The 25511-nt window shown below is 31.8% G+C and carries 25 protein-coding genes; 8 read left to right on the top strand and 17 right to left on the bottom strand.

The window, feature by feature from the left end; all coding sequences use genetic code 11:
• Positions 1–110 precede the first annotated feature (110 nt).
• On the top strand, positions 111–1178 hold the full coding sequence (locus DK442_RS16985) for a hypothetical protein (RefSeq protein WP_109437094.1): 1068 nt from the start codon (positions 111–113) through the stop codon (positions 1176–1178).
• Between the two features lie 206 nt (positions 1179–1384).
• Here DK442_RS16985 and DK442_RS16980 read toward each other — a convergent pair whose 3' ends face one another.
• From DK442_RS16980 to DK442_RS16935, 10 genes are all read right to left on the bottom strand, one after another.
• Positions 1385–2245 (bottom strand): tail fiber protein, encoded by an 861-nt coding sequence (locus DK442_RS16980; RefSeq protein ID WP_160114231.1) that lies wholly within the window; start codon positions 2243–2245, stop codon positions 1385–1387.
• Between the two features lie 233 nt (positions 2246–2478).
• Complete coding sequence (locus DK442_RS16975) at positions 2479–3252, bottom strand: sulfite exporter TauE/SafE family protein (RefSeq protein ID WP_109437092.1); 774 nt, start codon at positions 3250–3252, stop codon at positions 2479–2481.
• Positions 3253–3309: 57 nt separating this feature from the next.
• The gene (locus DK442_RS16970) at positions 3310–4368 is read right to left on the bottom strand and encodes a nucleoid-associated protein (protein WP_109437091.1); all 1059 of its coding nucleotides are present in this window, start codon (positions 4366–4368) and stop codon (positions 3310–3312) included.
• 86 nt (positions 4369–4454) lie between these two features.
• Positions 4455–4961: a hypothetical protein gene (locus tag DK442_RS16965; protein ID WP_109437090.1), complete on the bottom strand. Its 507-nt coding sequence runs from the start codon at positions 4959–4961 to the stop codon at positions 4455–4457.
• A gap of 42 nt (positions 4962–5003) precedes the next feature.
• Positions 5004–6020, bottom strand: coding sequence for a COX15/CtaA family protein (locus DK442_RS16960; protein ID WP_109437089.1), 1017 nt, complete (start codon positions 6018–6020; stop codon positions 5004–5006).
• A 63-nt stretch (positions 6021–6083) separates the two neighbouring features.
• Positions 6084–6401: a four helix bundle protein gene (locus DK442_RS16955; protein ID WP_200825127.1), complete on the bottom strand. Its 318-nt coding sequence runs from the start codon at positions 6399–6401 to the stop codon at positions 6084–6086.
• 113 nt (positions 6402–6514) lie between these two features.
• Positions 6515–7939 carry a CCA tRNA nucleotidyltransferase gene (locus DK442_RS16950; protein WP_109437088.1) on the bottom strand — a complete coding sequence of 475 codons (1425 nt, stop codon included), beginning with the start codon at positions 7937–7939 and terminating at the stop codon, positions 6515–6517.
• A gap of 8 nt (positions 7940–7947) precedes the next feature.
• Positions 7948–8517 carry an L-threonylcarbamoyladenylate synthase gene (locus tag DK442_RS16945; protein WP_109437087.1) on the bottom strand — a complete coding sequence of 190 codons (570 nt, stop codon included), beginning with the start codon at positions 8515–8517 and terminating at the stop codon, positions 7948–7950.
• 9 nt (positions 8518–8526) lie between these two features.
• Positions 8527–9459, bottom strand: a complete 933-nt coding sequence (locus tag DK442_RS16940) for a glycosyltransferase family 2 protein (protein ID WP_109437086.1) — start codon at positions 9457–9459, stop codon at positions 8527–8529.
• Between the two features lie 3 nt (positions 9460–9462).
• Entirely contained in the window at positions 9463–10266 is an 804-nt protein-coding gene (locus DK442_RS16935) for a glycosyltransferase family 2 protein (RefSeq protein WP_109437085.1), read from the bottom strand.
• A gap of 136 nt (positions 10267–10402) precedes the next feature.
• Here DK442_RS16935 and DK442_RS16930 point away from each other — a divergent pair, with 136 nt between their 5' ends.
• Positions 10403–11050, top strand: a complete 648-nt coding sequence (locus tag DK442_RS16930; protein WP_200825126.1) for a bifunctional 2-polyprenyl-6-hydroxyphenol methylase/3-demethylubiquinol 3-O-methyltransferase UbiG — start codon at positions 10403–10405, stop codon at positions 11048–11050.
• Between the two features lie 10 nt (positions 11051–11060).
• Positions 11061–11846, top strand: coding sequence for a Kdo domain containing protein (locus DK442_RS16925; protein ID WP_109437084.1), 786 nt, complete (start codon positions 11061–11063; stop codon positions 11844–11846).
• A 7-nt stretch (positions 11847–11853) separates the two neighbouring features.
• Here the strand turns inward: DK442_RS16925 and DK442_RS16920 are convergent, their stop codons facing one another.
• From DK442_RS16920 to DK442_RS16890, 7 genes are all read right to left on the bottom strand, one after another.
• A complete protein-coding gene (locus tag DK442_RS16920) occupies positions 11854–12600 on the bottom strand; it encodes a LytTR family DNA-binding domain-containing protein (protein ID WP_109437083.1) in 747 nt (248 codons plus the stop codon).
• Entirely contained in the window at positions 12597–13637 is a 1041-nt protein-coding gene (locus DK442_RS16915; RefSeq protein ID WP_160114230.1) for a sensor histidine kinase, read from the bottom strand. The genes DK442_RS16920 and DK442_RS16915 overlap by 4 nt, the downstream gene beginning before the upstream one ends.
• Before the next feature lie 11 nt (positions 13638–13648).
• Positions 13649–14518 carry a DUF4249 domain-containing protein gene (locus tag DK442_RS16910; RefSeq protein WP_109437081.1) on the bottom strand — a complete coding sequence of 290 codons (870 nt, stop codon included), beginning with the start codon at positions 14516–14518 and terminating at the stop codon, positions 13649–13651.
• Between the two features lie 12 nt (positions 14519–14530).
• Entirely contained in the window at positions 14531–16906 is a 2376-nt protein-coding gene (locus DK442_RS16905) for a TonB-dependent receptor (protein ID WP_109437080.1), read from the bottom strand.
• 222 nt (positions 16907–17128) lie between these two features.
• Positions 17129–17869 carry a glycosyltransferase family 2 protein gene (locus tag DK442_RS16900; RefSeq protein WP_333967953.1) on the bottom strand — a complete coding sequence of 247 codons (741 nt, stop codon included), beginning with the start codon at positions 17867–17869 and terminating at the stop codon, positions 17129–17131.
• 64 nt (positions 17870–17933) lie between these two features.
• Entirely contained in the window at positions 17934–18995 is a 1062-nt protein-coding gene (locus DK442_RS16895; protein WP_109437078.1) for a glycosyltransferase family 9 protein, read from the bottom strand.
• A 73-nt stretch (positions 18996–19068) separates the two neighbouring features.
• A complete protein-coding gene (locus DK442_RS16890; RefSeq protein ID WP_109437077.1) occupies positions 19069–19884 on the bottom strand; it encodes a 2,3,4,5-tetrahydropyridine-2,6-dicarboxylate N-succinyltransferase in 816 nt (271 codons plus the stop codon).
• Between the two features lie 126 nt (positions 19885–20010).
• On the opposite strand from DK442_RS16890, the gene ruvX reads away from it, so the two are divergent.
• The 5 genes from ruvX (at position 20011) to yidC (ending at position 25468) form a co-directional block, all read left to right on the top strand.
• Positions 20011–20421 (top strand): Holliday junction resolvase RuvX, encoded by a 411-nt coding sequence (gene ruvX, locus DK442_RS16885; protein ID WP_109437076.1) that lies wholly within the window; start codon positions 20011–20013, stop codon positions 20419–20421.
• A 26-nt stretch (positions 20422–20447) separates the two neighbouring features.
• The gene (gene def / locus DK442_RS16880) at positions 20448–21038 is read left to right on the top strand and encodes a peptide deformylase (protein ID WP_109437075.1); all 591 of its coding nucleotides are present in this window, start codon (positions 20448–20450) and stop codon (positions 21036–21038) included.
• Between the two features lie 83 nt (positions 21039–21121).
• Positions 21122–21544, top strand: a complete 423-nt coding sequence (locus DK442_RS16875; protein WP_109437074.1) for a DUF5606 domain-containing protein — start codon at positions 21122–21124, stop codon at positions 21542–21544.
• A gap of 204 nt (positions 21545–21748) precedes the next feature.
• Positions 21749–23389, top strand: coding sequence for a CTP synthase (locus DK442_RS16870; RefSeq protein WP_109437073.1), 1641 nt, complete (start codon positions 21749–21751; stop codon positions 23387–23389).
• A 189-nt stretch (positions 23390–23578) separates the two neighbouring features.
• Positions 23579–25468, top strand: a complete 1890-nt coding sequence (gene yidC, locus DK442_RS16865) for a membrane protein insertase YidC (RefSeq protein ID WP_109437072.1) — start codon at positions 23579–23581, stop codon at positions 25466–25468.
• Positions 25469–25511: the final 43 nt, after the last annotated feature.

Below are 25511 nucleotides of genomic sequence, written 5' to 3'. Positions count from 1 at the left end.
CAAGTATAGAGATTTGTTACAAGATAGTTGATAGTTATTCGTGGATTATTCTTAGTTTTTAGAATTTGGATTTGAAATTTGTAAATTGCTTCTCTTAGAGAAAGTCTGTTATGGAAGAAAAATTAATGTCGAAGAAAAAACCGACGTACCCTATAAATGATCAATTAGATGCTTACCTGCGTGAATGTAATCGAAAAATCAAGATTCCTGTGTTTTATGATGATTTGTTGAGGTTTTCGGGATCAATAGTAGTTTACGATAGTAATGATGAAGATACGCTGTGGGTGAGAGTATATTATGAAGAGCACGAGAGAGTAGAGATAGAGTCAAGTCTTAAAAAAGTATATACAATCTTACATTCTGATGGTAATGAAGATGCTATTGAATTTTTAAATATTGATGCTATAGATTATTGTACGTTTGGAAATTCAAAGCCTTTTAGAATTAAAGTTAGAAATATCCTGAATGATAATTATACCTATGTTTATGTAAAAAAAGCGGATGCTTCGCGTATTTATGGATTAGAATTAGAACATATGTTTTCTCCAAACCGTATTAACTTTTTAGTATATAAAAATACGCTGATAGAAGAACATATTGCAGGGATTCCCGGAGATGTATTTATTAAGGATTTCTTGCCAGATCTAAGTGATCAGGCTAAGTCACAGATAGCCAAAGAATTTGTGAAATTTAATGAACGATGTCAGATGCGGTTGTTGGGTGATATGCGCTCTTATAACTATGTGATCATACCGATTCATGATTTTGATCATGTTGAATATAAAATACGTGCCATTGATTTTGATCAACAATGTTTTGAGGGTAAATTAAAGGTATATCAACCACAATTTTTTAAAGAAAATTTTGATATGGTGGATATTGTGATGAATAAATTACAACCCAGTTCTATCGAACAATATAAAAAAGAAGAACGTTCTATTCTTGCCAAACGAATATTAACATCCAGATCAAGATATGAAACGTTGGTTGATTGTATGTGTGAAGACACGATTTCTACACAAGAAAATTTGAAAGAATTAAGGGAGCATTTATATAATTTTACCCTTGACTTAAAATTTCGTCGTAGTCGTTCTATGGGAGAAGTACTAAAAACTGCAATGGATTTTGTACGACGTAATTATGAAAATGTAAATATGAATAGATTGTTGGAAGGCTGAAGTCCGAAGCCAGAAGCTTTAGATTGGATGACCGGGGGTCGGAAGCTAGAAGCTGTATGCTTATAGTGAAAAGTGGAAAACTGAAAATTAGAAGCGCAAAAAAGGTTGAAATAGGATGTCTGAGTTCATAAGTTAAAAGGCAAATGTTAGGAATGGGATGTCCAATAATTACTTCGGACATCCGACTCCAAGCTCCGGACTCTTTTTTACCTTTTCTTAAGTCCCTCAACTTCTTGCTGAAGTTTCTCTATTTTTTTATTTTGAGCAATCATATATAGCGTAAGCTCTTCAATTTTTTGAAGAAGTTTTGCATTCATTTCTCCTAGTTGTATCCCTTCTTTTTCTACTTCTACAGCAGAAGGAATATTTGGTAAATGTCCTTTCGTTGCAATATGATCCTCTACTTCCTGTAATGATAATAGCTCATAATCATTCTCAAAAACATAATCTGGCCAGCCAGTTAAATCTACTTTTACTTCTTTTGTATGTATTTTACCATTTACAGCCAGTTTGGAGTCTGGTGTCGTTGTACCTATTCCTACGTTACCATTTCCTTTAATAACTAATCTTTTACCAGAATTAGTCCAGAATTCTAAATCATTATTTCCATAGACGTACATTCCAAAATTGTTGGGGTTATTAGCAGAAATACTACCATCGGAGCCAATAATACCAAGGCTAGTACCATTGTTTTTAAATAGTAAATAATTTTTATCTGGGGCATTTGGATTAATTGTTATTGCTCCACCTAAGCCTACACTACCATTTTCTTTGATTAATAAGCCATTTGTAGTGCTATTAATGTTGAGTCGTAAATCTCCCCCCTCATTTTGCCAAAATTCGGCACCATTACCGCCATTGTATGCTCCTGAAAGCTTTATTAATGGAGAGCCTGGTGATTTTACTCTAAATTGTAGATAATCATTTAGAGAACTTGAAACATCTAATAAATAGGAAGGACTTGTTGTCCCTATACCTACATTACCAGTTGCAGGAAAAGTGTTTTGTGCTACACTGTTCAATGATATCAAAACACATGACACCGATAGAAAAATTATTTTCTTCATAAATTAAAAATTAAATAAATAATGATTTTAATGTAGGGTAGGAATTCGATGGCTAAGATATATAAATATGTTTTTCTTTACCACTAAACGCTGATGTTTTTAGGAATCTGAGTTAGAAGTCAGAAGACGGAGGTCTAAAGAAAATATAAAAAACGGAAAAATTGGTCATCCTAATATAAGGAAAGAGCAATATCATAACTCAAACTTCTAACATCTGGCATCGGTCATTCAAGTTATAAAATCCCAATTCCCAAAAGCAATGCAAAAACAATGAGTAAGACTCCCACGACTATTTGTATCGTATTGATAGTAATTTTTTTAAGGAATTTGTTTCCTATATAAGCTCCAATAAAAGCCATTGCTGTCGCGAGACCAAGCATTGTGTAATTAAGCTGATTGCCTAACTCCAAAATATCTTTTGCGTATACTGCAATTCTTGAAACATCGATAAAACAAGCAATAACAACTCCTGTCGCAATAAAAGCTTCCTTACTTAATTGAGCTCGTATTAAAAATGCAGTACGCAAAGCTCCCTGATGACCAGACATACCGCCAAAAAAACCACTTAACGCACCTCCAAAAGGTAAATATTTAGTATCAAACTCTAATCTTTTTAGTTTTGGAATTAAGTCAAATAGAGAAAAAAAGATCAGTAAAACCGAAATACATATTTTGATTACCGTGATTTGATACGATTTGTCAAAAAACTGATAAGTAAATACCGGTTCTAGATTCGTGAGTTTACCAAGTGTGTATGCACCTAAAAAAGCAAATAAAATTGCAGGTAGCCCAAAACGCAATACTGTTTTAATATTAGCTTTTTTACCTACCAGTGTAAGTTTAAATAGGTTATTGAGTAAATGTACTATTGCGGTAAGTGCAATTGCAATATCAATAGGAAAGAATAAAGCAAAAACAGGCATCAATAATGTGCCTAAACCAAAACCAGAGAAAAATGTTAACCCCGATCCTAATAATGCTACAATACCTACTATAATGTAGTCCATGGTTTATTTAAATGCTTTTACCTTAGACTTTCACCTTCTATTTTTCGGCTTCAGGTTTTAAGTCTTTTGCTCTTTGTTAAAATATACCAAATAGTAATACATCTGTTTTTCTTCATCCCATCCTTTTTCTACAAACTTCTCGGCAGATTCAGGATTTATAAAGTCCATTTTGATTTGGACATTAGTATCCAGATTGATTACATTTTTCATCTTCTTACGCGCAGCGGTTACGGCATTGTTAGCTATAGGAAAAGAAGTGAGGTCCTCGATTTGATATTTAGGAGCTTTTTCGGTTTTGTAGTGCTTAAACTCTGGAATAAGGTCTGGGTTATCGATTACTTCATTTAAGAAAGCTGATTCTTCAAACTCATCGTTTTTGGCAAAATGGTTCACTGCGCGATTCATAAACATTACCTCTTCTTTTTTATCTTCGGCAGGAAGTACTACATCTTTGGCAAAGTCCTGGCAGAATTTCATATACTTCTTTGTATAGAAATTTTCATCGGCAAAAGCTTCTACGCCTAAGAAATTTTCTAACCAATATTTTGTGTCATAGCGATTAGAATCTACAGATAAAATTTTATATCCTTCTTCTTTTTTGTGATTGAAAATCAAACACCCTTTGTCTAATTTATTTAAGTTTACTCCTTGTTGAATCAATAATTCTATATTGGTTTCTCCTTCTTCAAACTGAAGGAAGTCATGTTTTAATTCAGATTTAAAGATTCCAATAGCATCAACTTTTTCATTATCTATAGCTACATTGTCTAAATAGGTTACATAGACCTCTCCACTTTTGATATGTGGATGGTTGGATTGTTCATATAATAGAGAAGCAATTCTTTTTGACCTTTCATGAACAGAAGAAGGGTTTTCAAAAATCTCGGTTACAATCTTGAATAAAGGGTTGAATTCTACATCTACTTCATTAGCAAATTGAAAATAGTTTTCTTCTTTTTCTCTAAAAGGTTTAAAAAAATACTCTTTTAGAATTGCTGTTAGCTCATCATTAACCATGTAAGGTGATTCCGAAAGAAATATATTTTCACCTTTGTTTTTATTTCCGATTTTATGAACAGAAAGAGATTCAATTTGAGTGCTATATAAGTTGATCATAGTTTTTTAAGTTTCATAGCTACAAAGTAGCAAAGTTGTTGAGTAATATTAATTCGAAGCTTTAATCGGTTTGATAAAAACCAGAATTAGTTCCAGTTTTCATCAAAGCCAAGATCATCATATTCGTCGAGGTCCATAAAACTTTCATTTTCTTCACCATTTAAATCATCTGCTTTGAACTCCTTTTCAGGAGCATTATCAGGTAATTGACCATGTACAAACATTATATTTGGATATTCTCTTCCGTTTTCATATTCTGCAATTTCTGCCAGTTCTACCAAAAACGTCCACATACTCAAAAAATCATAGATATAAATTAGTTTGGGAGAAGCTTCATGAGCAACGTCAATAAGAGTAGTTTCATTCATTAAACGAACAGGCTGATTGCCATCGCTCATATCAAATAATGATATTTCTTCACCTTGATTCCATTGATCATCACTAATATAAAAGGATGCCATTTCGGTTCCGTCAAAACCAAAAGATTGTGTAATTACATTGTGAAACTGCTCTAGAGTAGCTTCTTGTTCTATTTCGATATCTCTAAATACATCTTCTTCTGTATCCAGGATAACTCTAAAACGATAAATCATTCTTAATTAATTTGGAAAAACAAAGATACTATAAAAGCATTGTTATTTACTAAAACGGTGTAATGAAAAAGTCATTGCCCCAAGTAAGAAAAATGCAACAACTTGATGTAACACTCCTAATGTGATTGGGACCCTATATACTAGAGTGAAAATACCCAACAAAAATTGAATACCAACTATAATTAGAATTATATGCAATGAATTAGTCTGGATTTTATTTTTTTCTACATGCTTACCTTTATACCAGACTAGTACAATGAACCCTACAACAATATAAGCTAAATAGCGATGTATGAACTGTACTCCACTTTTTCCTTGGATAAAATTCATTATTGTTGGAGATTGCTCTATATATACTGATTCATGAATTAGTGCACCATCATTCATTAAAGGCCAATGATTATGTAAAAAACCGGCATCAAGACCAGCTACAAATGCACCATAAATAATTTGAATAAGTAATATTCCTAAAGTCCATCTCAGAAGGTTTCTAAATTTAATATTTATATTTTTTTTCACTGGATATATAAGATCTAGAGCAACCCAAAGTGTATATGCGAAAGTTATAAATGCAGAGGTGAGGTGCATAGCGAGTCTGTAATGACTTACATCAGGTCTGTCAACCAATCCACTTTTTACCATAAACCAACCAAGAAAGCCTTGAAAACCTCCCAATAACATAAGAATTATAGATTTTCTAATTGTGGATTTTGTAAGTTGTTTAGTGATTAAGAAATATATAAAAGGAATAATAAATACAACGCCAATAAATCTTCCAATAACTCGATGTATCCATTCCCAAAAGTAGATATCTTTAAAATCTTCAAGAGTAAATTGGTTGTTTATTTTTTGGTATTCAGGGTATTGTTTATAAAGATCAAAAGCTTCATTCCACTCTGTTTCATTCATTGGAGGAATTGTACCCGAAATTAATTTATAATTAGAGATAGATAATCCTGAATGTGTAAGCCTTGTAATACCTCCTACAACTACCATAATAAAAATTAATAAACATCCTGTGAGTAGCCAGTATATTACTTTATTATTGTCTTTTTTCATTTTTTTGTTATAAAAAGACTCTGAGATATTAAGAATCTTAGAATCTAAGATGGTATAATTTTATTAAGAATCTTTAATTTTTTTGATATAACTAACTAGCATACGCTCAATTTCTCTTGTATCTTCAAATAAAATATTGAAGTTGTTTTCTTGTAAAAAAGAAAGATTTTTGCCTATTTCTAATTGAGTCTGTAACTCGAAAAGTGAACTTATTGCAATGTTTAAGAATCTTAAGTAATCATTTTTGCCCATTCTTCCATATCCTTCAGCAATATTACTTGGGATTGATACAGATGCTCTTCTGATTTGAGAAGTCAATCCATATAGTTCTTCCTTTGGAAATGTTTTTGTTTCAATATATATTCTAGTGACTAATTCCATTGACTTTTACCAAATGATTAAGTTTCTGAATGTACTCATGATTCACTATGTATTTGATTAAGTCTCAAAAACTATAATGTTATAATTTTTTTGAAACTTAGATTCTTTGTTCCTTAGCTACTTTTTAATCCTAACTCTTTTCCTTTTTTTATCATAAAATCATATGCAGCATCATGATCATTTAATATTTCCCCTTCCAAAATCGCTTCTTTGATTGCTTCTTTGATGATTCCAATTTCTCTGGAAGGTCTAATATTAAAAGTCTTCATAATTTCTTCTCCTGTAACCGGAGGTTGGAAATTACGAACTTGATCACGTTCTTCTACCTCTACCATTTTTTGCCTTACAATCTTAAAGTTATGATGATACTTTTTAAATCGTTTGGGATTCTTGGTGGTGATATCTGCTTCGCAAAGCGTCATTAATTCTTCGATATAATCTCCAGCATCAAAAATTAGCCTTCGTACTGCAGAATCGGTAACTTCGGATGCGATTACAATAGGTCTAGAGCTCATAAGTACCATCTTCTGAACGAATTTCATTTTTTCATTCATCGGCATTTTTAGGCGCTTGAATAGCTTAAATACCATTTTAGATCCCACAAATTCATGTCCATGAAAAGTCCATCCCACTTTTTTGCTGAATTTTTTTGTGGGAGCTTTACCAATATCATGTAATAATGCAGCCCAACGTAACCAGAGATCATTTGTGTTTTGAGATATATTATCTACAACTTCTAGGGTATGATAAAAATTGTCTTTATGACGTTGTCCTTCAATCTCATCAATTCCTTTTAAAGCCATTAATTCTGGAAGGATGTAGGATAGAAGTCCTGTTTTTTCGAGTAATTTAAAACCAACAGAAGGCTTGTCGCTAAGAAGAATCTTATTTAATTCTACAACAATTCGTTCTTTTGTAATGATTTTAATACGATCCTTATTATATGTTATAGCTTTTAAAGAAGTGGTTTCAATTTTAAAATTAAGTTGAGTCGCAAAACGAATTGCTCTCATCATTCGTAGCGGATCATCAGAATAGGTAATGTTTGGATCTAGCGGAGTACGAATTATTTTTTCCTGTAAATCCTGTAAACCTTGGAAAGGATCTAATAAATCCCCAAAATTTTTATTTGATAAATGAAGGGCGAGAGCATTAATAGTAAAATCTCGTCTATTTTGGTCATCTTCAAGCGTTCCGTTTTCGACTACTGGATTTCTGCTATCTTCTGTATATGATTCTTTTCTTGCTCCTACAAACTCTACTTCAATATCATCTAATTTTAGCATTGCAGTGCCATAGGTTTTAAATACCTGCACTTTGGGCTTATTGGGAAGAAGATTAGAAACTTCTTTCGCCAATTTAATACCACTACCCACAGCGACAATATCAATATCTTTGGCAGTTCCTCTTTGTAAAACGTAATCCCTCACGAATCCCCCTATAACATAGCTCTCTAATTTTAGATGTTCTGATGCCTGGGTAATCGTTTTAAAAATTGGATGTTGTAGAGCGTCTTTGTAATTTTTAGCTTCCGACATGAATCAATTTACTTCCTGATAATTTTTACGGTACTATCGCCTCCTATTTTGATAATTGAAGAAGGTTTTGCACCTTTATTTTGTAGTGGCAAATTTACAACATAGTCTACGCCTTCCAAAATAGCAGAAGCTATTTCTTCAAAGTTTTTTGGAGTAGATGTACCGCTAATATTAGCTGATGTAGAAACAATGGGTCTTTTTAATTTCCGAATTAATTTTCCACAAAAAGGATCTCTGACTACTCGAATTCCTAGGGTATTGTCATCTGCTATTATATTTTCGGCAACTCGTAATGGTCTGTCATAAACTATTGTAGTTGCTTTTGTAGCATATTTTAATATATCATAAGCCACCTCAGGAACTTCTTCTACATATTGTTGTAGCATTTTAAAATCACTGACAAGACATATCATAGACTTGCTTTCTATTCGTTTTTTTAGCGCAAATATCTTATCTATAGCGTCTGCATTAGTAGCATCACAACCAATACCCCAGACAGTATCTGTTGGATAAAGAATAATTCCCCCTTTTTTTAATGTTGTAAGTGTCTTTTCTAATTCTATTTGTTGATCAACCATTACTTTGTATTAAATATCAATAGGTTTGATTTGTTGTTTATGTTTTAATGACCTCGTTAATGGAGCCTGTAGTAAAAGTGTATAAAACAGAGGCCAATACTTAGGTTTTATGATACTGCTGAAAAAATACCTGATCTGTAAATATGTTAATAGTACATAAAATGATAGCATACCATAATGTTTTTTGATAACATATAGTAATGATATTTTTAGTTCTATCTTTATTTTTACAGATTTTTCAGTACTTGCCCCATGATAATGTATAAAAGTAGCATCAGGAACAAGAAACGCAGATTTATTTATTTTGGATAAACGTTTACAAATATCTGTTTCTTCATAATACAGAAAAATATTAGTATCAAAACCGCCCACCAAATTAAAATCATTAGCTCTAAAAAACATAAAACTTCCGGCCACAAATTGTCCTTGTTGAGGTTCTGTGTATAGCCTTTTTCTTTTTGGGTACTTTTTAGAGTTTAATTTCTCTAAGAACTTTCTTCCTAAGATTTCTCTCCCTAAAGAAGCAAAATGATCAATAGTGGGGAGTATTTTTTTATCCTCATTAAATGCTTGAGGTCCACAAACGCCAGCATTGGTATTTGTATCCATAAAATTTTTCAAAGAAGAAAGACAATCACTTTCTAGAATAGTATCATTATTGATAAAAGCTAAGTATTTGCCAGTAGCTTTTTGCACTCCAATCATGTTACCACTTCCAAACCCTGTATTTATATTACTTCTAGTGAGCTCTATTGTAGCATCTATATCAATGGTGTCAATATACTTTTTTAATGTTTGATAGCTCTCTTTCTCAGAACCATTGTCTACTATTATATATTGACAAGATAATTGAGGAGAAGTATGTTTTATAAGAGATTTGATACAGTTAATCGTATATTCCTCAGAATTATAATTAATGATTATAACTGAAATATCATACATACATTATTTTTTTAGATATTGATCTACACCCTTTTCTATATAAGTAACTCCTTTTTCAGTAGTTTCTTTTTCTATAATTTCATTAAGGTGAATATGGCTTTTGTCCTGTTCATGATGATATATATGAAAAACAATACCTTTAAATTTTAATCTTTTTCCTTTGATACCAATATTAAGCAGACGTTGAATCATCTCACTATCATCAATTCCCCATCCTGTTAGTGATTCGTTAAAACCATTTACTTTAAGAAAATCTTCTCGCCAGAAAGACATATTACACCCTCTTAGTTTAGATGATCGTTGATCTTCTTTTTTATATCTTTTTGCTAAAAAAGGAATACGCAATGTTCGCCCTCTTTTTTTAATGCCTTTTGAAAAGAAATGAAAATGCGTTTGTTTTTTTTCAAAAAGGGTATTTAAATAATTTTCCTGAATATTAACACGACTTCCATATAAAAACACTCCTTTTTCTGCTAATGAAAGATGATCTTTTACAAAGTCTTTATGCATAATAATATCACCATCAATCTCAACAATATAATCATATTTAGCACTGGCAATTGCTTTATTCATAATTGCCGGTTTTTGATTTTTATTATCCTCGTGCCAGATGTGATATAATGGAACAGGAAAGTCTTTCTGCATCTTCTTGATTAGTAATGCCGTATCTTCTCCAGATCCATCATCGGCAACAATTACTTCATTGGGTAAATGCGTTTGCTTTTTTATGCTTAAAAGTAATAGTTCAAGGGCTTCAGGCCAATTGTAGGTGGGAGTAACCAAGGAACATGTGGGATATGCCTTCATTTAGAATGATTTATTTTGCAAAGTAACGGATTTTCATCATAAGAATTTGACATCAAAAATAATTATAATAATTCAATATGATATTATCTGTAGAATAGTGCTTATTATTTGAATATATTTGCAAAAATCAAAACCCATGGATTACGAGAATAAACCTCAGGGATATTATGATAATATTCGACATGAAATGATCAAATATCTTCCGGATACTGCAAAAAAAATAATAGATATAGGATGTGGTAATGGAGCTTTTGCTATTGCACTTAAAGAAAAAACAGGAGCAGAGATCTGGGGAATAGAATATATGGATGATGAAGCCCAAATAGCAAATGAAAGATTGGATAAAGTGTTTTCTGGGAAGTGCGAAGATTACTTGGATGAGCTACCAGATAAATATTTTGATGTTATTTACTTTAATGATGTATTAGAACACCTTGTGGATCCTTATATGGTTTTGGATAAGGTAAAACATAAATTGACACCAGGTGGAGTAGTAATTAGTTCCATTCCTAATGTGAGATACTACAATACCTTTTTGAAAGTGTTGTTTAAAAAAGATTGGAAGTATGAAGGGCATGGAGTAATGGATAAAACACATCTTCGTTTCTTTACGGGTAAAAGTATTAAAAGGATGTATGAGGAATTAGGGTTTGAAGTAAAGGAACATGAAGGTATTAATGGAAGTAAATCTATTAGGCCATATTTATATAATATCCCTTTGTTTTTTGCCCATATGGATATAAAATACCCTCAATATGCTACAGTAGCTACTTATAAAAACTAGCTTATAAAGGATGCGAAATAAATTTGTTATACATTCTGAATATATAGGAATTCAAGATGAAGTTAAAGAGACGATTAAGAACTTTGAAACTTACAATGATATACTAGGTGATGCAGAACGTAATGTTATTAAGATTGTAGAAATTGGAGGTGAAAAGTATACGATTAAATCATTTAAAGTTCCTAACCTTATAAATCAGATTGTATATAGATTTTTTAGAAAATCAAAAGCAGAACGATCTTATAATTATGCAAATAATTTGTTAGCACTAGAAATAAAAACTCCATTTCCTTTGGCCTATGATTTATATACTACACCATTTTTATTTAAAAAAAGTTATTATGTAAGTGAGTTATTAGAGTGCAATCTTACTTATAGAGAATTGGTGAGGCAGCCAGATTATCCAGATCATGAAAACATTTTAAGAGCTTTTACCCAGTTTACCTATGATCTTCATGAAAAAGGAGTGTTATTTTTGGATCATTCGCCGGGCAATACTTTGATTGTGAAAACAGATACTGGGTATGATTTTTATTTGGTAGATCTTAATAGGATGGAATTTAAGGATTTGGATATGGATACCAGAATTCGCAATTTTTCTCGATTAACACCTAAAAAAGAAATGGTTGCTATTATGGCTAATGAATATGCCAAGTTAACTGGTGTAGATGAATCTATGATTTATCAAAAAATGTGGGGTCTCACGGAAGCCTTTCAGCAGAAGTTTTACAAAAAAAGAGCTTTGAAAAGGAAAATATTTTTCTGGAAAAAGAAATACAGAGAAGAGAGTAAATAATGATTGATTATAGTGAAAGCCATTTTTTAAATTTCCCTAATTTTTCTATAGCAACGAATATGTTATCCTCATTGGGCGATGGATTTAATGATACTTTTATTCTAGATTTTGAAGTATAATACATTTCGCCAATAGACTTTAAGTTTATAATGTATTTTTTGTTAATTCTAAAATAAACAGAGGGGTCTAATTCTAATTCTAGTTTTTTTAGTGAAAAGTCGATAGGCATTTTTTTTCCACTCCAAAGCGCTATAAAAGTAAGTTTTTCTTGGGTATAGAAATAAGCAATTTCAGTAATGTCAACAGTTTTTAAACTAGAATTCATTTTTACCAAAAACCTTTTTTTAAAACCTTGTCCATTATGTAGATATAAATCTTTGTATTTTGGAAGTTCTTTTTTGTTAAGCAATGAAAATTTGCTAATACTACGTTGTAATGCTTCTTTATTTATAGGTTTTAATAAATAATCAATACTATTTTGTTCAAAAGCTTTGATGGCATATTCAGAATAAGCAGTAGTAAATATAATTGGGATGTTAATTTCAAGTATTTTAAAAATTTCAAAAGAATACCCATCAGATAAATTAATGTCCAAAAAAATCAAATCGGGGTTTTCCGAAGATAAATAATGTATAGATTCATTTACAGAAGAAAGTACTTTTATGATTGTAATTTGATCATTTACTTCATGAATTAGATTTTGTAATCTAATTGCTGCAATACTTTCATCTTCTATAATGATGGCTTTAGTCATAATTCAGGTTCAATTAAAGGGATATAAGCAATATAGTTACCATTGAGTATTTCGAAACTTGGAGATTCTGTATGTAACATTTTATATTGATTAATTAAGTTTTTTTGACCAATCCCTAGAGATTTTTCGTAGTTGTTGTTTTTAGGCTGAAAATTGTTGGTTACTTTAATTGTTGATCCTTCACTTATGATGGATATTTTTAAAGGCTTTTTACTTTCTATAATATTATGTTTAATAGCATTTTCAAACAATAATTCTAAAGTCATGGGAGGAATTAAGAAATTAAGCTTGTTTTCTTCGATGTTATCCTCCATGCTAACATATTCTCCAAACCTTATTTTTTGCAAAGACATATAAGAGTAAATTAACTGAAGTTCTTTTTTTAGAGGAACGACTACTTCTTCGCTTTGCGTTAAATTATATCTGTAGATATTAGATAATTCTTGCAAAAAATATTCAGCTTTTTTGCTGTCAATAGTAATTAATCCCATTAAACTATTAAAACTATTGAAAAGAAAATGAGGGTTTAACTGTTTCTTTAAAGTTAAATACTGAGCTATTGATTTCTCACTTTGATACTGTGTTAGCTTAACTTTTATATCTTGTTTTTCTTTCTGCATTTCTAGAAAAATTTCAATAAAATATAAAAATGTAATAATAGAAAAATTAACTATTAAAATACTCCAGAAAGTTAGTCCGAAGAAAGGCTCTCCCGGGGGATCGTCATCATCAAAAAAATAATTGGTTACTGGCATTATCATAAAAGTCAAGACTACAGTTTTGAGTATGATAACTAAACCCCAAAAGCCTAAGGTTTTTGATTTGTTTTCTTGAAATATGATTTTATCGGCAATATGTTTTTTAATGAGCATTCGAGTCCAAAAAACAAATACCGTAAATAGAAAAGTCGTCGGTAACAGAATAATCGTTTCTGAGATGCCTTCTTCCAGACTGCTAGTATACACTTCACTAATGAAGTGAAGTGTATTAAACAAAAGAATAATGAAGAGGTAGAAGTATATTCTGTTAGCTTTCAATGTTTATGGTTTTAGTTTTCAGTTATAGTTATCGTATCTTCTTCAATATCCACAGTGTAAAAATAGCCTAAAGCACGATTAGTGTTATTATCTAAATTTATTAAATTTCCTCGTATTGATGCAGGAGGAGGGTTGCCAACTATAGGATTCCCTAAATTTCCTGTTTGTATAAATAATTCTTTAAGATAGTCAAAATAAGATTCTGATATTGATAATTGCTGAGCTGTAGCTAATTCTCCAACTTCAAAAGCAATCTCATCGTTAGGGTTAACCCCAATGCGTTGCTGTCCATCAAAAAATTCATCAGATACTACTAATACTTCACTATTACCAGCATCAGGAACAATAGTGAACTCTCCATTTTTAAAAAGTCTATAGTAATAATAATTGGCCACATTAGCAGGATCTGTAGTGTCAAATTTCACAAAATATCCCTCATCGCTAACTATAGTTTCTTCTTCAAATTCGAAATAAAAATCATCAAATTTTGGTGCTTCAGATAGGGTGTCAGAACCTTGATAAGTTTCTCCATTCCATACTATATTAATGGTGTAGGTATTCCCAATTTCTGGAAGAATATCTGTGTTTTCATAGTATCCGTTATTGTTATGGGTAAATTCCCAAGAGTTTGTTCCGTCTGTGATTATAACCTGTGCATTATCAACAAAGGGTTCATCGGTATTAGATAAAAAATTTGCGGTTGTTGTAAGTCGTATACGCTGTGTAGTAACAGGGGTTATTGTATTTCGTTCTAAACCTCCATCAATTACTAATTTCGGTGTGGTATCTGCCAAGGCGATATCATTAGTTACATCTGTTTCACAAGATATAAAGGTGATAAGAATTAAAAAGGCGTATAGTATTATGGATATATTTTTCATGATTATAATTTTTTAAAACTTGAATTCATAAGATATACTAGGTACAATTCCGAAAAATGATAATTTGGTGGCTTGTGTCATCCCAGTTGCCATTTCGACCTCGTTTACTTCGTTTACCTCGTTAAAATATATAGAAGCGGCATTTTGTCGATTATATACATTAACAAGACTAAAAACCCATTTTCCATTTTTTCCTTTTTTAGGATTTAATGTTGCAGAAATATCTAACCTATGGTAAGCTGGTAGGCGATTTCCGTTTCTATCGTTATAATCCGCTACAACTAGTCCGTTTTGTTCATATCTTCCTGTAGGATATGTAACTGGCCTTCCTGAACCGAAGACAAAATTTGCTCCAAAATCCCATCGTTTATTTAGTTTGTATAATCCAACTAAGTTTAGTTCATGTAATTGATCACTATTGCTAGGGTAGTAGTTATTGTTATTGATACCAAGTACTTTGGTTTCAGCACGAGCCAGTGTATAGCTTAACCATCCTGTGAGTTTACCTTCGTTTTTATTAAGTTGTACTTCGAGCCCGTAAGCTCTTCCTTGACCTTGGGCAACTTGTGTCTCTATTTCCTCTGTGAATAAAAGATCAGCACCGTCTATAAAATCTGTAACGTCTTGTAGTTTTTTGTAATAGGTTTCAAGACTAAGGTCGTATTTCCCATTTTGAAAAGATTTAAAATACCCTAATGCTAATTGATCTGCATATTGAGGAGATAAATAAGGGCCGCTAGGAGACCAAACGTCTAGAGGAGTTGGGGATGTAGTGTTGGAAATAAGGTGTAGATATTGATACATTCTATTGTAGCTAACTTTTAAAGAGTTGGATTCGTTTAGAAGGTATCTGATAGAAGCTCTTGGCTCTATATTATTGAAGGTTTTAATACGTTTTCCTGATCCATAATTCGTTATTCCTAATACTTCATTTTCTTCATAAATATCTAATGCAGAATTGTAAGTTAGAGGCGTGCCAGTTTCATATTCGCGAATATCGCCTTTTCCTAACCTAGAAAAGTTGGACCATCTTACTCCGTATTGTAAGCTTAGTTTGTCAGAAATGTTTTGTTTTAAATCAATATAGATTCCATTTTCAAGCCCAAATTTATCACTGAATTCTTCTGCGTTTATACTAGAGCCATTAAGCGAAGAGATTTTTCCTGGTTTAAAGTTATAATAAGTGAAGTCTAACCCTGTTTTAAGAGTGTTATTATTGTTTATAAACCAGGTTAATCTTGGTTTTAGATTGTAATTAGAAATACTTGATTTCCATCTAAATTCTGACCCTGTTCTTAAGTTATCCAGGTTATAATCGTAGTTACTAAAAATAGCAGAGGTTTGTAGAAAGAGTTTCTCATTAAGTACACTTGTCCAACGCAAAGATCCTGAAGTGTTTCCCCATAAAGTCCCTAAGAGTCCGTCTAATTCGAATTTATCCCTGCCAAAATACCCAGATAAAAACAAGCGATTGTTTTTATTAATATCATAATTAGCTTTAAGGTTAAAATCATAGAAGAAGAGTGAACTATCTTTAAAGTCATCTGTGAGAAAGGTAAACAAGTCGATATAAGATCTTCTACCCGCGAGCATATAACTTCCTGAAGCTTCTTCTTTATCTCCTTTAAGTATAGGGCCTTCGATTAAAGCCTTTGCAGAAATAAGGCCTATTCCGGCTTCTCCACCAAATTTTTTGGTATTACCTTCCTTTTGTTTAATATCTAATACAGATGATAGTCTACCTCCATAAATTGAAGGAATTCCTCCTTTATATAATTTGGCATTTTTTATAGCACTAGAATTAAAGACAGAAAAAAAACCAAATAAATGCGAAGCATTATAAATGGTAGCATCATCTAGAAGAATTAGATTTTGGTCAACAGAACCTCCTCTTACATTAAATCCCGAAGATGCTTCATTGACACTAGATACACCAGGTAATAACTGTAGAGATTTTAATACATCAGGTTCTCCTAATATTGCAGGAAGTTTTTTAATGGTTTCTCCTTTTAAAGATACCACACTCATTTCTGTTGATTGTATTTTTTTACGTGCTTTGTTAGAAGAGATTACAATTTCATCAAGTTGTGCTAATTCTTCTGCTAGGTCGAAATCAATTTTTTTATTGGCGTCTATAAAAATTTCTTTTCTAATAGTTTTATATCCTAAATAGCTAATTTCGACCTGATGATTGCCTTTTTCAAGGTTTATAGAATAAAATCCATAATCATTAGTAGTGGTTCCATAAGCGTTATCAATAATAATGTTTACTCCTAGAAGTTTCTCTCCAGAATTATTGTTTTTGACATATCCACTTATTGTAAATTTTTCCTGAGCATAGCTTCCCAGGTAAAAAAAACAAAAAAGGTACATAAGTTGTTTATTCATATCTGATTTTATTTTGAACGATTTTGCTCAAAACTATATCAGTATAGTTCTTTAGTTCTTATGTATAAGGAAGAAGCTTGAAAAAACCTGATAAACCTGTTTTTTCTGTAATTAATAATGTTTTAGTTTGGCATTTTTTAGTTCTGAAACTCAGTTTTCAATATCATTTTTAATGAAAAACTACTTAGAAAAGAATGGTTTAAAAAAGTATAAAGATTGAGTTTATTTTCGATCTCTACGAAGCAACCATAATTTTACATACCTCATAAAGACAGTGTACCCTTGTATGTAACCAATAACCAAACCAGGAAGTCCATCTCTAAACCCACTTTGAATAATATAATGTTTAAAGAATCCCCAGAAAGGTTTGATAACAAAATGATATGGAGTTAATTTACCAGTTTTTTTATCATAATCATTTGCTTGCCACGCCGCATATCTATTCATTTTTGTATAATAAGCATCAAGAGTTGTATATGTATTGTGATAAAATTTGTTTTTCAAAAATGCTATTTTTCCATCTGTTTTTATTTCAGCATGTACTTGTTTGTCTTGGTATGAGCACCGATCTCTATGAAAAAGGCGGATTACTTTATCGTTTCTCCACCCGCTATAATTTATGCGCTCTCCCATAAAATGATTCATACGCTTTATCCAGTATCCAGTTATATTATCAACTCCTGGATTTTCCAAAGTTTTTAAAATTTCATCTTTTAGCTCTGGTGTAACACATTCATCGGCATCAACAAGTATAATCCATTCGTGATTAGCTTGTGGGATAGCCCAGTTTTTTTGTGAAGCAGAATATTCATATTCCCGTTGGATTATAAAATCGGTATATTCCTTAGCTATTTCTATAGTTTTATCTGTGCTAAACGAATCAACCACCATAATCTCATCAGCAAATGATACAGATTCTAATACTTTTCTGATATTATGTTCTTCGTTATAGCAAGGGACAATAGCCGTAACTTTTTCTCTATGTGAAGCTTTTTTTTCTATGATGATTTGGTTTTAGAAATGCAAATTACAAGTTTTTGTTCAAAAAGTTATATAATTGATCAATGAATAATTCTGGTTTGAAATAAGGGTAAAGTTCTAATGATTTCTTTTTAAGTTCTTTACCGTTTTTATGTAAAAATAATCCTGGTAAATAATCTGATAGGTGGACAGATATTTGTGTTTCTCCATCTTCAAACATATTCCAATCTTTTTTATTAATCCAAGGAGAGAAAATAGTAAATGTTGGTATGTCTAACGCTTTTGCCATGTTTACAGCCCCGCCTTCATTACCAATTAAAGAGTCACAATGTGATAGAATAGCCAGAAATCCGCGTAAACTTTTTGCAAATACATCAAAATGAATATGCCTTTGCGTTTTTGGCATAGTAAGGTTGTAAACAGTGCGAGCATCTTTTTCTTGATTAGGGATATAATTAAAAAGGATATTTGCTCCAGTTGTGTTCACTATTACATCAATCATTTTGGCCATATAGGCAAAAGGAAGTGTTTTTTTTGTTTCACTTCCTAAAACGCTGATCATGATTAACGGAGTTTTTGATTTGATTCCGTTGGATTCTAAAAACTCCCCTGCTTTTTGTTTTTCTTCTTTCGTTAAAAATATTTTAGGCCTTGTGATTTCAGCGGTAATTCTATTTTCTGGAAAAATTAAACGAAGCCTGTTTTCTATTGCTATACTAGCATTTGTAATAGAGTCAGAACTTCTTTTAATCGTTTTTGTATATAAAAATTGTGTATACCATTTGTGGAAAGACACTTTTGTTGGAGCTCCAGTGAATAGTGTGATAAGATTACTTTCTAACTTCCCGTAAACATCAATGACATGATCATATCTGGTTTCCCGAATCTTTTTTAAAAAAGTGTAGAAAGCCTTTTTACTATCTTGATATTCTTTTTTAAATTCTACAATATGGTCAAAAAAAGGATTTTCTGTTAGAACCGGTTTTGTATTTGAGTTTACTAAATAATCAATAGTCGCATCAGGGTATTCTTTTCGCAATGCTTCACAAATAATAGTGCTTGTGAGCACATCTCCAATCATTTTTTGTTGAATAACCAAAATCTTCATAAGTCGGGGTCAAAAATAATAGAGCTTGCCTAAAAAAAATAAAGACAAGCCCAAAATCTTTATGTATTTTTTACTATACAGCTACATCATACTCTCTAAGCGCTTCATTAAGAGAGGTTTTTTTGTCGGTGCTTTCTTTTCGTTTTCCAATAATTAATGCGCAAGGTACGTTATATTCTCCAGCTGCAAATTTTTTGGTGTAACTTCCTGGTATTACCACAGAGCCAGTAGGAACTATTCCCTTTCTTTCTACAGGAGTATCCCCAGTCACATCGATAATCTTAGTTGATGCTGTTAATACCACGTTAGCTCCAAGTACAGCTTCCCTTTCTACACGAACACCTTCAACAACAATACAGCGAGATCCAATAAATGCATTGTCTTCAATAATTACAGGAGCGGCTTGTAATGGTTCTAATACTCCACCAATACCAACACCTCCACTTAGATGCACATTTTTACCAATTTGTGCACAACTACCTACAGTTGCCCATGTATCTACCATTGTTCCCTGATCAACATATGCGCCAATATTTACATAACTAGGCATTAAGATAGTACCTGGAGAAATATAAGCTCCATGACGTGCTACAGCATTTGGTACCACTCGAATCCCTTTTGCTTCATATCCCTTTTTTAATGGGATTTTATCATGATATTCAAAGATTCCTGCTTCAAGAGTTTCCATTTTTTGAATGGGGAAATAGAGTACAACTCCTTTTTTAACCCATTCATTAACTTGCCAACCTCCTTCAATAGGTTCAGCAACTCTTAGCTCTCCGGCATCTAATAAATTAACAACTTCTCTTATCGCGCTTTGCGTATTTGATTCTTTTAAAAGCTCTCTGTTTTCCCAAGCTTTTTCTATGGTTTCCTTTAGTTGGTTCATCGATTAAAAAATTTTGGTAAAGATAATAGCTTAGTTGGAAAAAAATACTGATTGAGCATATTTTAGGAATCCATTAATAAATAAGGTGTTTTTATAATAATGTTATATTTTTGCAGAAAAATAGATATGGGGCGAATTTTGGCAATAGATTATGGAGGAAAACGTTGTGGGATTGCGGTGACAGATGAATCTAAAATTATAGCTTCTGGTTTGACTACTGTTGACACCAAGGATATATTATCTTGGTTAAAAGAATATATATCTAAGGAAGAAGTCGAACTTTTTATAGTAGGAGAACCAAAAAGATTACATGGAGCTCCTTCAGAAAGTGAGAAGTTGATTCAACCATTTTTAAAAAAAATAAGTGAAGAAATTCCTAATATTCCTGTAAAAAGAATTGATGAACGTTTTACTTCAAAGATGGCTTTTGACACAATGCTTGCTAGTGGGATTTCAAAAAAGAAACGAAGGAATAAGGCGTTAGTAGATCAAATTAGTGCAACGATTATACTGCAGGATTATCTTTATAATCAGTAAATTAATAGAAAATAAGTAAGAAATATATGATACTTCCAATTGTAGCATACGGAGATCCGGTATTGAAAAAAAAAGGAAAAGAGATAACAAAAGATTATCCTAAATTATCTGAATTACTGGATAATATGTTTGAAACTATGTATAATGCCCATGGAGTAGGGTTGGCTGCTCCTCAGATTGGACTTCCGATACGTTTGTTTTTGGTAGATACAGAACCTTTTTCTGAGGATGAAGAATTATCTGAGGAAGAAGTAAATCAATTAAAAGGTTTTAGGAAAGTTTTTATTAATGCTCAAATTTTAGAAGAAACTGGAGAAGAGTGGGCCTTTACAGAAGGTTGTTTGAGTATCCCTGATATTAGAGAAGATGTTTTTCGAAATGAAACTATAAAAATTAATTATTTTGATGAGAATTTTGTTGAGCATACAGAGGTTTATAGTGGATTAGCAGCAAGAGTAATTCAGCATGAATATGATCATATAGAAGGAATTTTGTTTACGGATAAACTATCTAGTCTTAAAAAAAGGTTAATAAAAGGAAAACTGGCGAATATTTCTAAGGGTAAAATTAATTCTGAATATCGAATGCGTTTTCCTTTAGTGAAAAAAGGGAGATAATTTACTTTTAAATATTTATGTTGGTTAATGTTTGATTTTTTAAAACGAACTACTGATATTTGCCAACTTTGAAACGAACATATATGAGCTTAGATAAAATATTAGCAATTTCGGGTAAACCTGGTTTATATGAGTTAAAAACGCAAACACGAAGTGGGTTTTTGGCTGAATCCTTATTAGATGGGAAAAGACTGTCTGTAAGTATTAGACATAATGTAAGTGTATTAAGCGAAATTGCGATTTATACATTCACAGAGGAGGTGCCATTGCGAGAAATCTTTAAAAAGATTCAGGAGAAAGAAAATGGAGAGCAAGCAATAAGCCATAAAGAATCAAAAAATAAATTAGAAGCTTATTTTAGTGAAGTCTTACCAGATTATGATGAAGATAGAGTTTATGTGAGTGACATGAAAAAAGTAATTCACTGGTATAATATTCTTCAAGCAAAAGGAATGAATGATTTCTCTGAGCCAGAAGAAGATAAAGCTTCAGAAGAAGAAGAATAAATACACACTTTTTAATTATAAAAATCCCGTCTGATGTCGGGATTTTATTTTTTGAGCTTGTTGTGAATTCATTTTCAGTTTTTTACGTTGTTAACGGAATATGGAAAAGTTATGTAATATTGATTGATTTTCAATGTATGATTTCGTGACTTCTTTGTATTTTTGCGCAAAATTTTAATACAATCTTACTAATATTTAGTTTACATGGCTAATACCAAATATGTTTTTGTAACCGGAGGTGTGTCTTCCTCTTTAGGAAAAGGAATTATAGCTGCTTCCTTAGCAAAGCTATTACAGGCAAGGGGATATAGAGTTACAATTCAAAAACTGGATCCGTATATTAATGTTGATCCAGGAACTTTAAATCCTTATGAACACGGAGAATGCTATGTAACTGATGACGGAGCAGAAACAGATCTGGATTTGGGACATTATGAAAGATTTTTAAATACACCAACTTCTCAAGCTAATAATGTAACTACAGGTAGAATTTATCAAAGTGTTATTGAAAAAGAACGACGTGGAGAATTTTTAGGAAAAACAGTTCAGGTAGTTCCTCATATCACTAATGAAATAAAAGAAAGAATTCAGATTTTAGGTAAAAGCGGGAACTATGATATCGTAATTACTGAAATTGGAGGTACGGTTGGAGATATTGAATCTTTACCATATATAGAGGCTGTACGTCAACTAAAATGGGAGCTTGGAGATTCTAATGCTTTAGTGATTCATTTAACCCTAATACCTTATCTTTCTGCAGCAGGAGAGTTAAAAACCAAGCCAACCCAACACAGTGTAAAAACTTTGATGGAAAGTGGTATAAAAGCAGATATTCTGGTATGTAGAACAGAACATGAATTATCGGACGATTTACGTAGGAAATTAGCACTTTTCTGTAATGTTAAACAAGAAGCAGTAATAGAGTCTATAGATGCCTCGACTATTTATGATGTGCCTAATTTGATGCTCGAAGAAGGCTTGGATGCAGTTGTGCTAAAACAATTGGTACTTAGAGATGATAACGTTCCTAACCTTGATAATTGGAATAGCTTTTTACAAAGACATAAAAATCCAAAACATCAAGTTACTATTGGGCTTATAGGGAAATATGTAGAATTACAAGATTCTTATAAATCAATTCTTGAGGCGTTTATTCATGCAGGTGCAGAAAATGAAGTAAAAGTTAATGTAGTAAGTATTCATTCAGAATACATTACAGATACAACAATAAAGAAGAAAATTGCTCACCTGGATGGAGTTTTGGTCGCTCCCGGATTTGGTGAGCGCGGTATAGAAGGAAAAATAAAAGCAGTGCAATTTGCAAGAGAAAATGGGTTACCGTTTTTTGGAATTTGTTTAGGAATGCAGATGGCCGTTATCGAGTATTCTCGTAATGTTTTAGGGTTAAAAGATGCCTGTTCTGTAGAAGTAGATGAAAATACTCCGCACCCCGTAATTGATCTTATGGAAGAACAAAAGAGTATTACAGATATGGGAGGCACAATGCGATTAGGTGCATGGGAGTGTGAATTAGTAGAAGGTAGTATTGTGTATGAAGCATACGGAAAGTCACTGATTGAAGAACGCCATCGCCATCGTTATGAATATAATAATAATTATAAGGAGCAATTAGAAAATGCAGGGCTTAAAACCACAGGTGTTAATCCCAAAACAGGATTGGTAGAAATTATAGAATTGCCAAATCACCCTTGGTTTGTGGGTGTGCAATATCACCCAGAATATAAGAGTACTGTGGCTAATCCACATCCATTGTTTATAGCTTTTGTAAAAGCTGCGGTAGAATATTCAAAAAATAGTAAGAATGCCAAAGTGTCACAAGAATAGTAATTGGCTAGATAATTGACAACAGGATATAACAATATATAATTTTTGAAATAAGTATAATAGCAAATTTTGATACCAACTAAGAATTACTAGTATACGAATTCTAATCCGACCTTTGAAAAATAAATAAATATAAATAGACAAAAGCCTTTCTGAGTTATCGGATAAAGGCTTTTTATACTTACATAAATGGAAGAAAAGAAATTTGATCTTAACTCGATAATTGGATTTGCACTTATTTTTGGAATCATCGTTTGGATGTTCTATTTAAATCAGCCGACTCCTGAAGAAATTGAAGCAGAAAAAGCTAAAGAAGAACAAGTAGCAAACGAGAAAGAGGCAGATAATAAGGATACAACCCCAGATTTTGTTCAAGAAAGCAAACCTATTGTTGTTAATCCGCAAGATTCTGTGGCACTCTCAAATGCAAAATCTCAATTGGGTGCATTTGCGTACTCAGCTAGTTTAGCATCTGCAAAAGAAGAATTTACCAAAGTAGAAAACGAAGTATTAAGTTTAAAAGTAAATAATAGAGGAGGATACATTTCTGAGGCATTATTAAAAAACTTTAAGACCTATGATTCTGTACCCGTGTATTTGATTAAGGATGGCAAAAATGCTTCTTTAAATATTAATTTTGGGACTACAGATAATAGAATTCTAAATACCAAAGACCTGTTTTTTGAACCTACAGTGACCAAAAACGGAGAGAATACAATCTTATCCATGAAACTTAAAGTTTCTGATACAAAATACCTTGAGTATAGATATGAGTTAAAGCCAAATGAATATATGGTTGATTTTACAATTCGATCTCAAGGATTACAACAAGTAATTAATAGTAGTCAAACGGTAAACCTAGATTGGAAACTTCAAGGGATTAGACATGCTAAAAGTGCAGCTTATGAAAATCGTTATACAGAACTTAAATATGAGTATGATGGTGATAAAGATGATTATTTGGGAGCAGGAGAGTTTACAGATGATGAAGAAGAAAATGTATCTTGGATAGCATTTAATCAACATTTCTTTACTTCTGTATTGTTAACAGATACACCATTTAAAAAAGCATCTTTTACTTCAAAAAACCTTGCTGGGTCTACAGATTTAGATGATAAAGATATCAAGGTTACCAAAGAGTTTTCTGCATCTATGCCATTAGAATTACAAGGTGGAGAGCTTAATTATGCTATGGATTGGTATTATGGACCAACAGATTATAGAATTGTAAATACATATGACCGTAATTTGGATGAAATAGTACCTTTGGGTTGGGGGATTTTTGGAATCATAAATAAATACTTATTTATTCCGTTTTTTGCATTTTTAAGTAGCTTCCTTCCTTATGGTATTGCTATTATAGTAATGACTATTATTGTTCGTATTGTTCTGTCTCCAGTGACTTATAAGTCATATGTGTCACAAGCAAAAATGAAAGTTTTGCGACCAGAGATTACAGAAATTAACGAAAAATATAAGGACAATGCGATGAAGAAGCAACAGGAAACTATGGCGTTATATGGCAAAGCTGGTGTTAATCCAATGAGTGGTTGTTTGCCTGCATTAATGCAAATTCCTGTTTTCTATGCTTTATTTAACTTTTTCCCAAGTGCTTTTCAGTTACGTCAAAAGAGTTTCTTGTGGGCAGATGATTTATCTAGTTATGATAATATAGCTCAGTTACCGTTTACTATTCCTTTCTATGGGGATCATATTAGTTTATTTCCAATTTTAGCATCAGTTGCAATTTTTATTTATATGACGATGACTACTGGACAAACAATGCAAACACAACAACCAGGAATGCCAAATATGAAATTCATAATGTATTTGTCTCCGGTGATGATGTTATTTTTCTTTAATAACTATGCAAGTGGATTATCATTGTATTATTTTGTTTCTAATTTGATTACCATTGGTATTATGTTGGTGATTAAAAATGTAATCATCAATGAAGATAAAATCCATGCTAAGATTCAAGAAAATAAGAAAAAACCTAAAAAACAGGGTAAATTCCAGAAAAAGATGAAAGAGCTAATGGAGCAAGCAGAACAGCAAAAAAATACCAAGAAGAAATAATTTATTTTTAAATATCTTATAAAAAAGCTCCTCTTTGGAGCTT

This window comes from Aquimarina sp. AU119, from assembly GCF_900312735.1.
Taxonomy (GTDB): Bacteria; Bacteroidota; Bacteroidia; order Flavobacteriales; family Flavobacteriaceae; genus Aquimarina; species Aquimarina algiphila.
The sequence above is the reverse complement of the archived record's forward strand: the minus strand, read 5'-3'. Positions and strand labels throughout refer to the sequence as shown.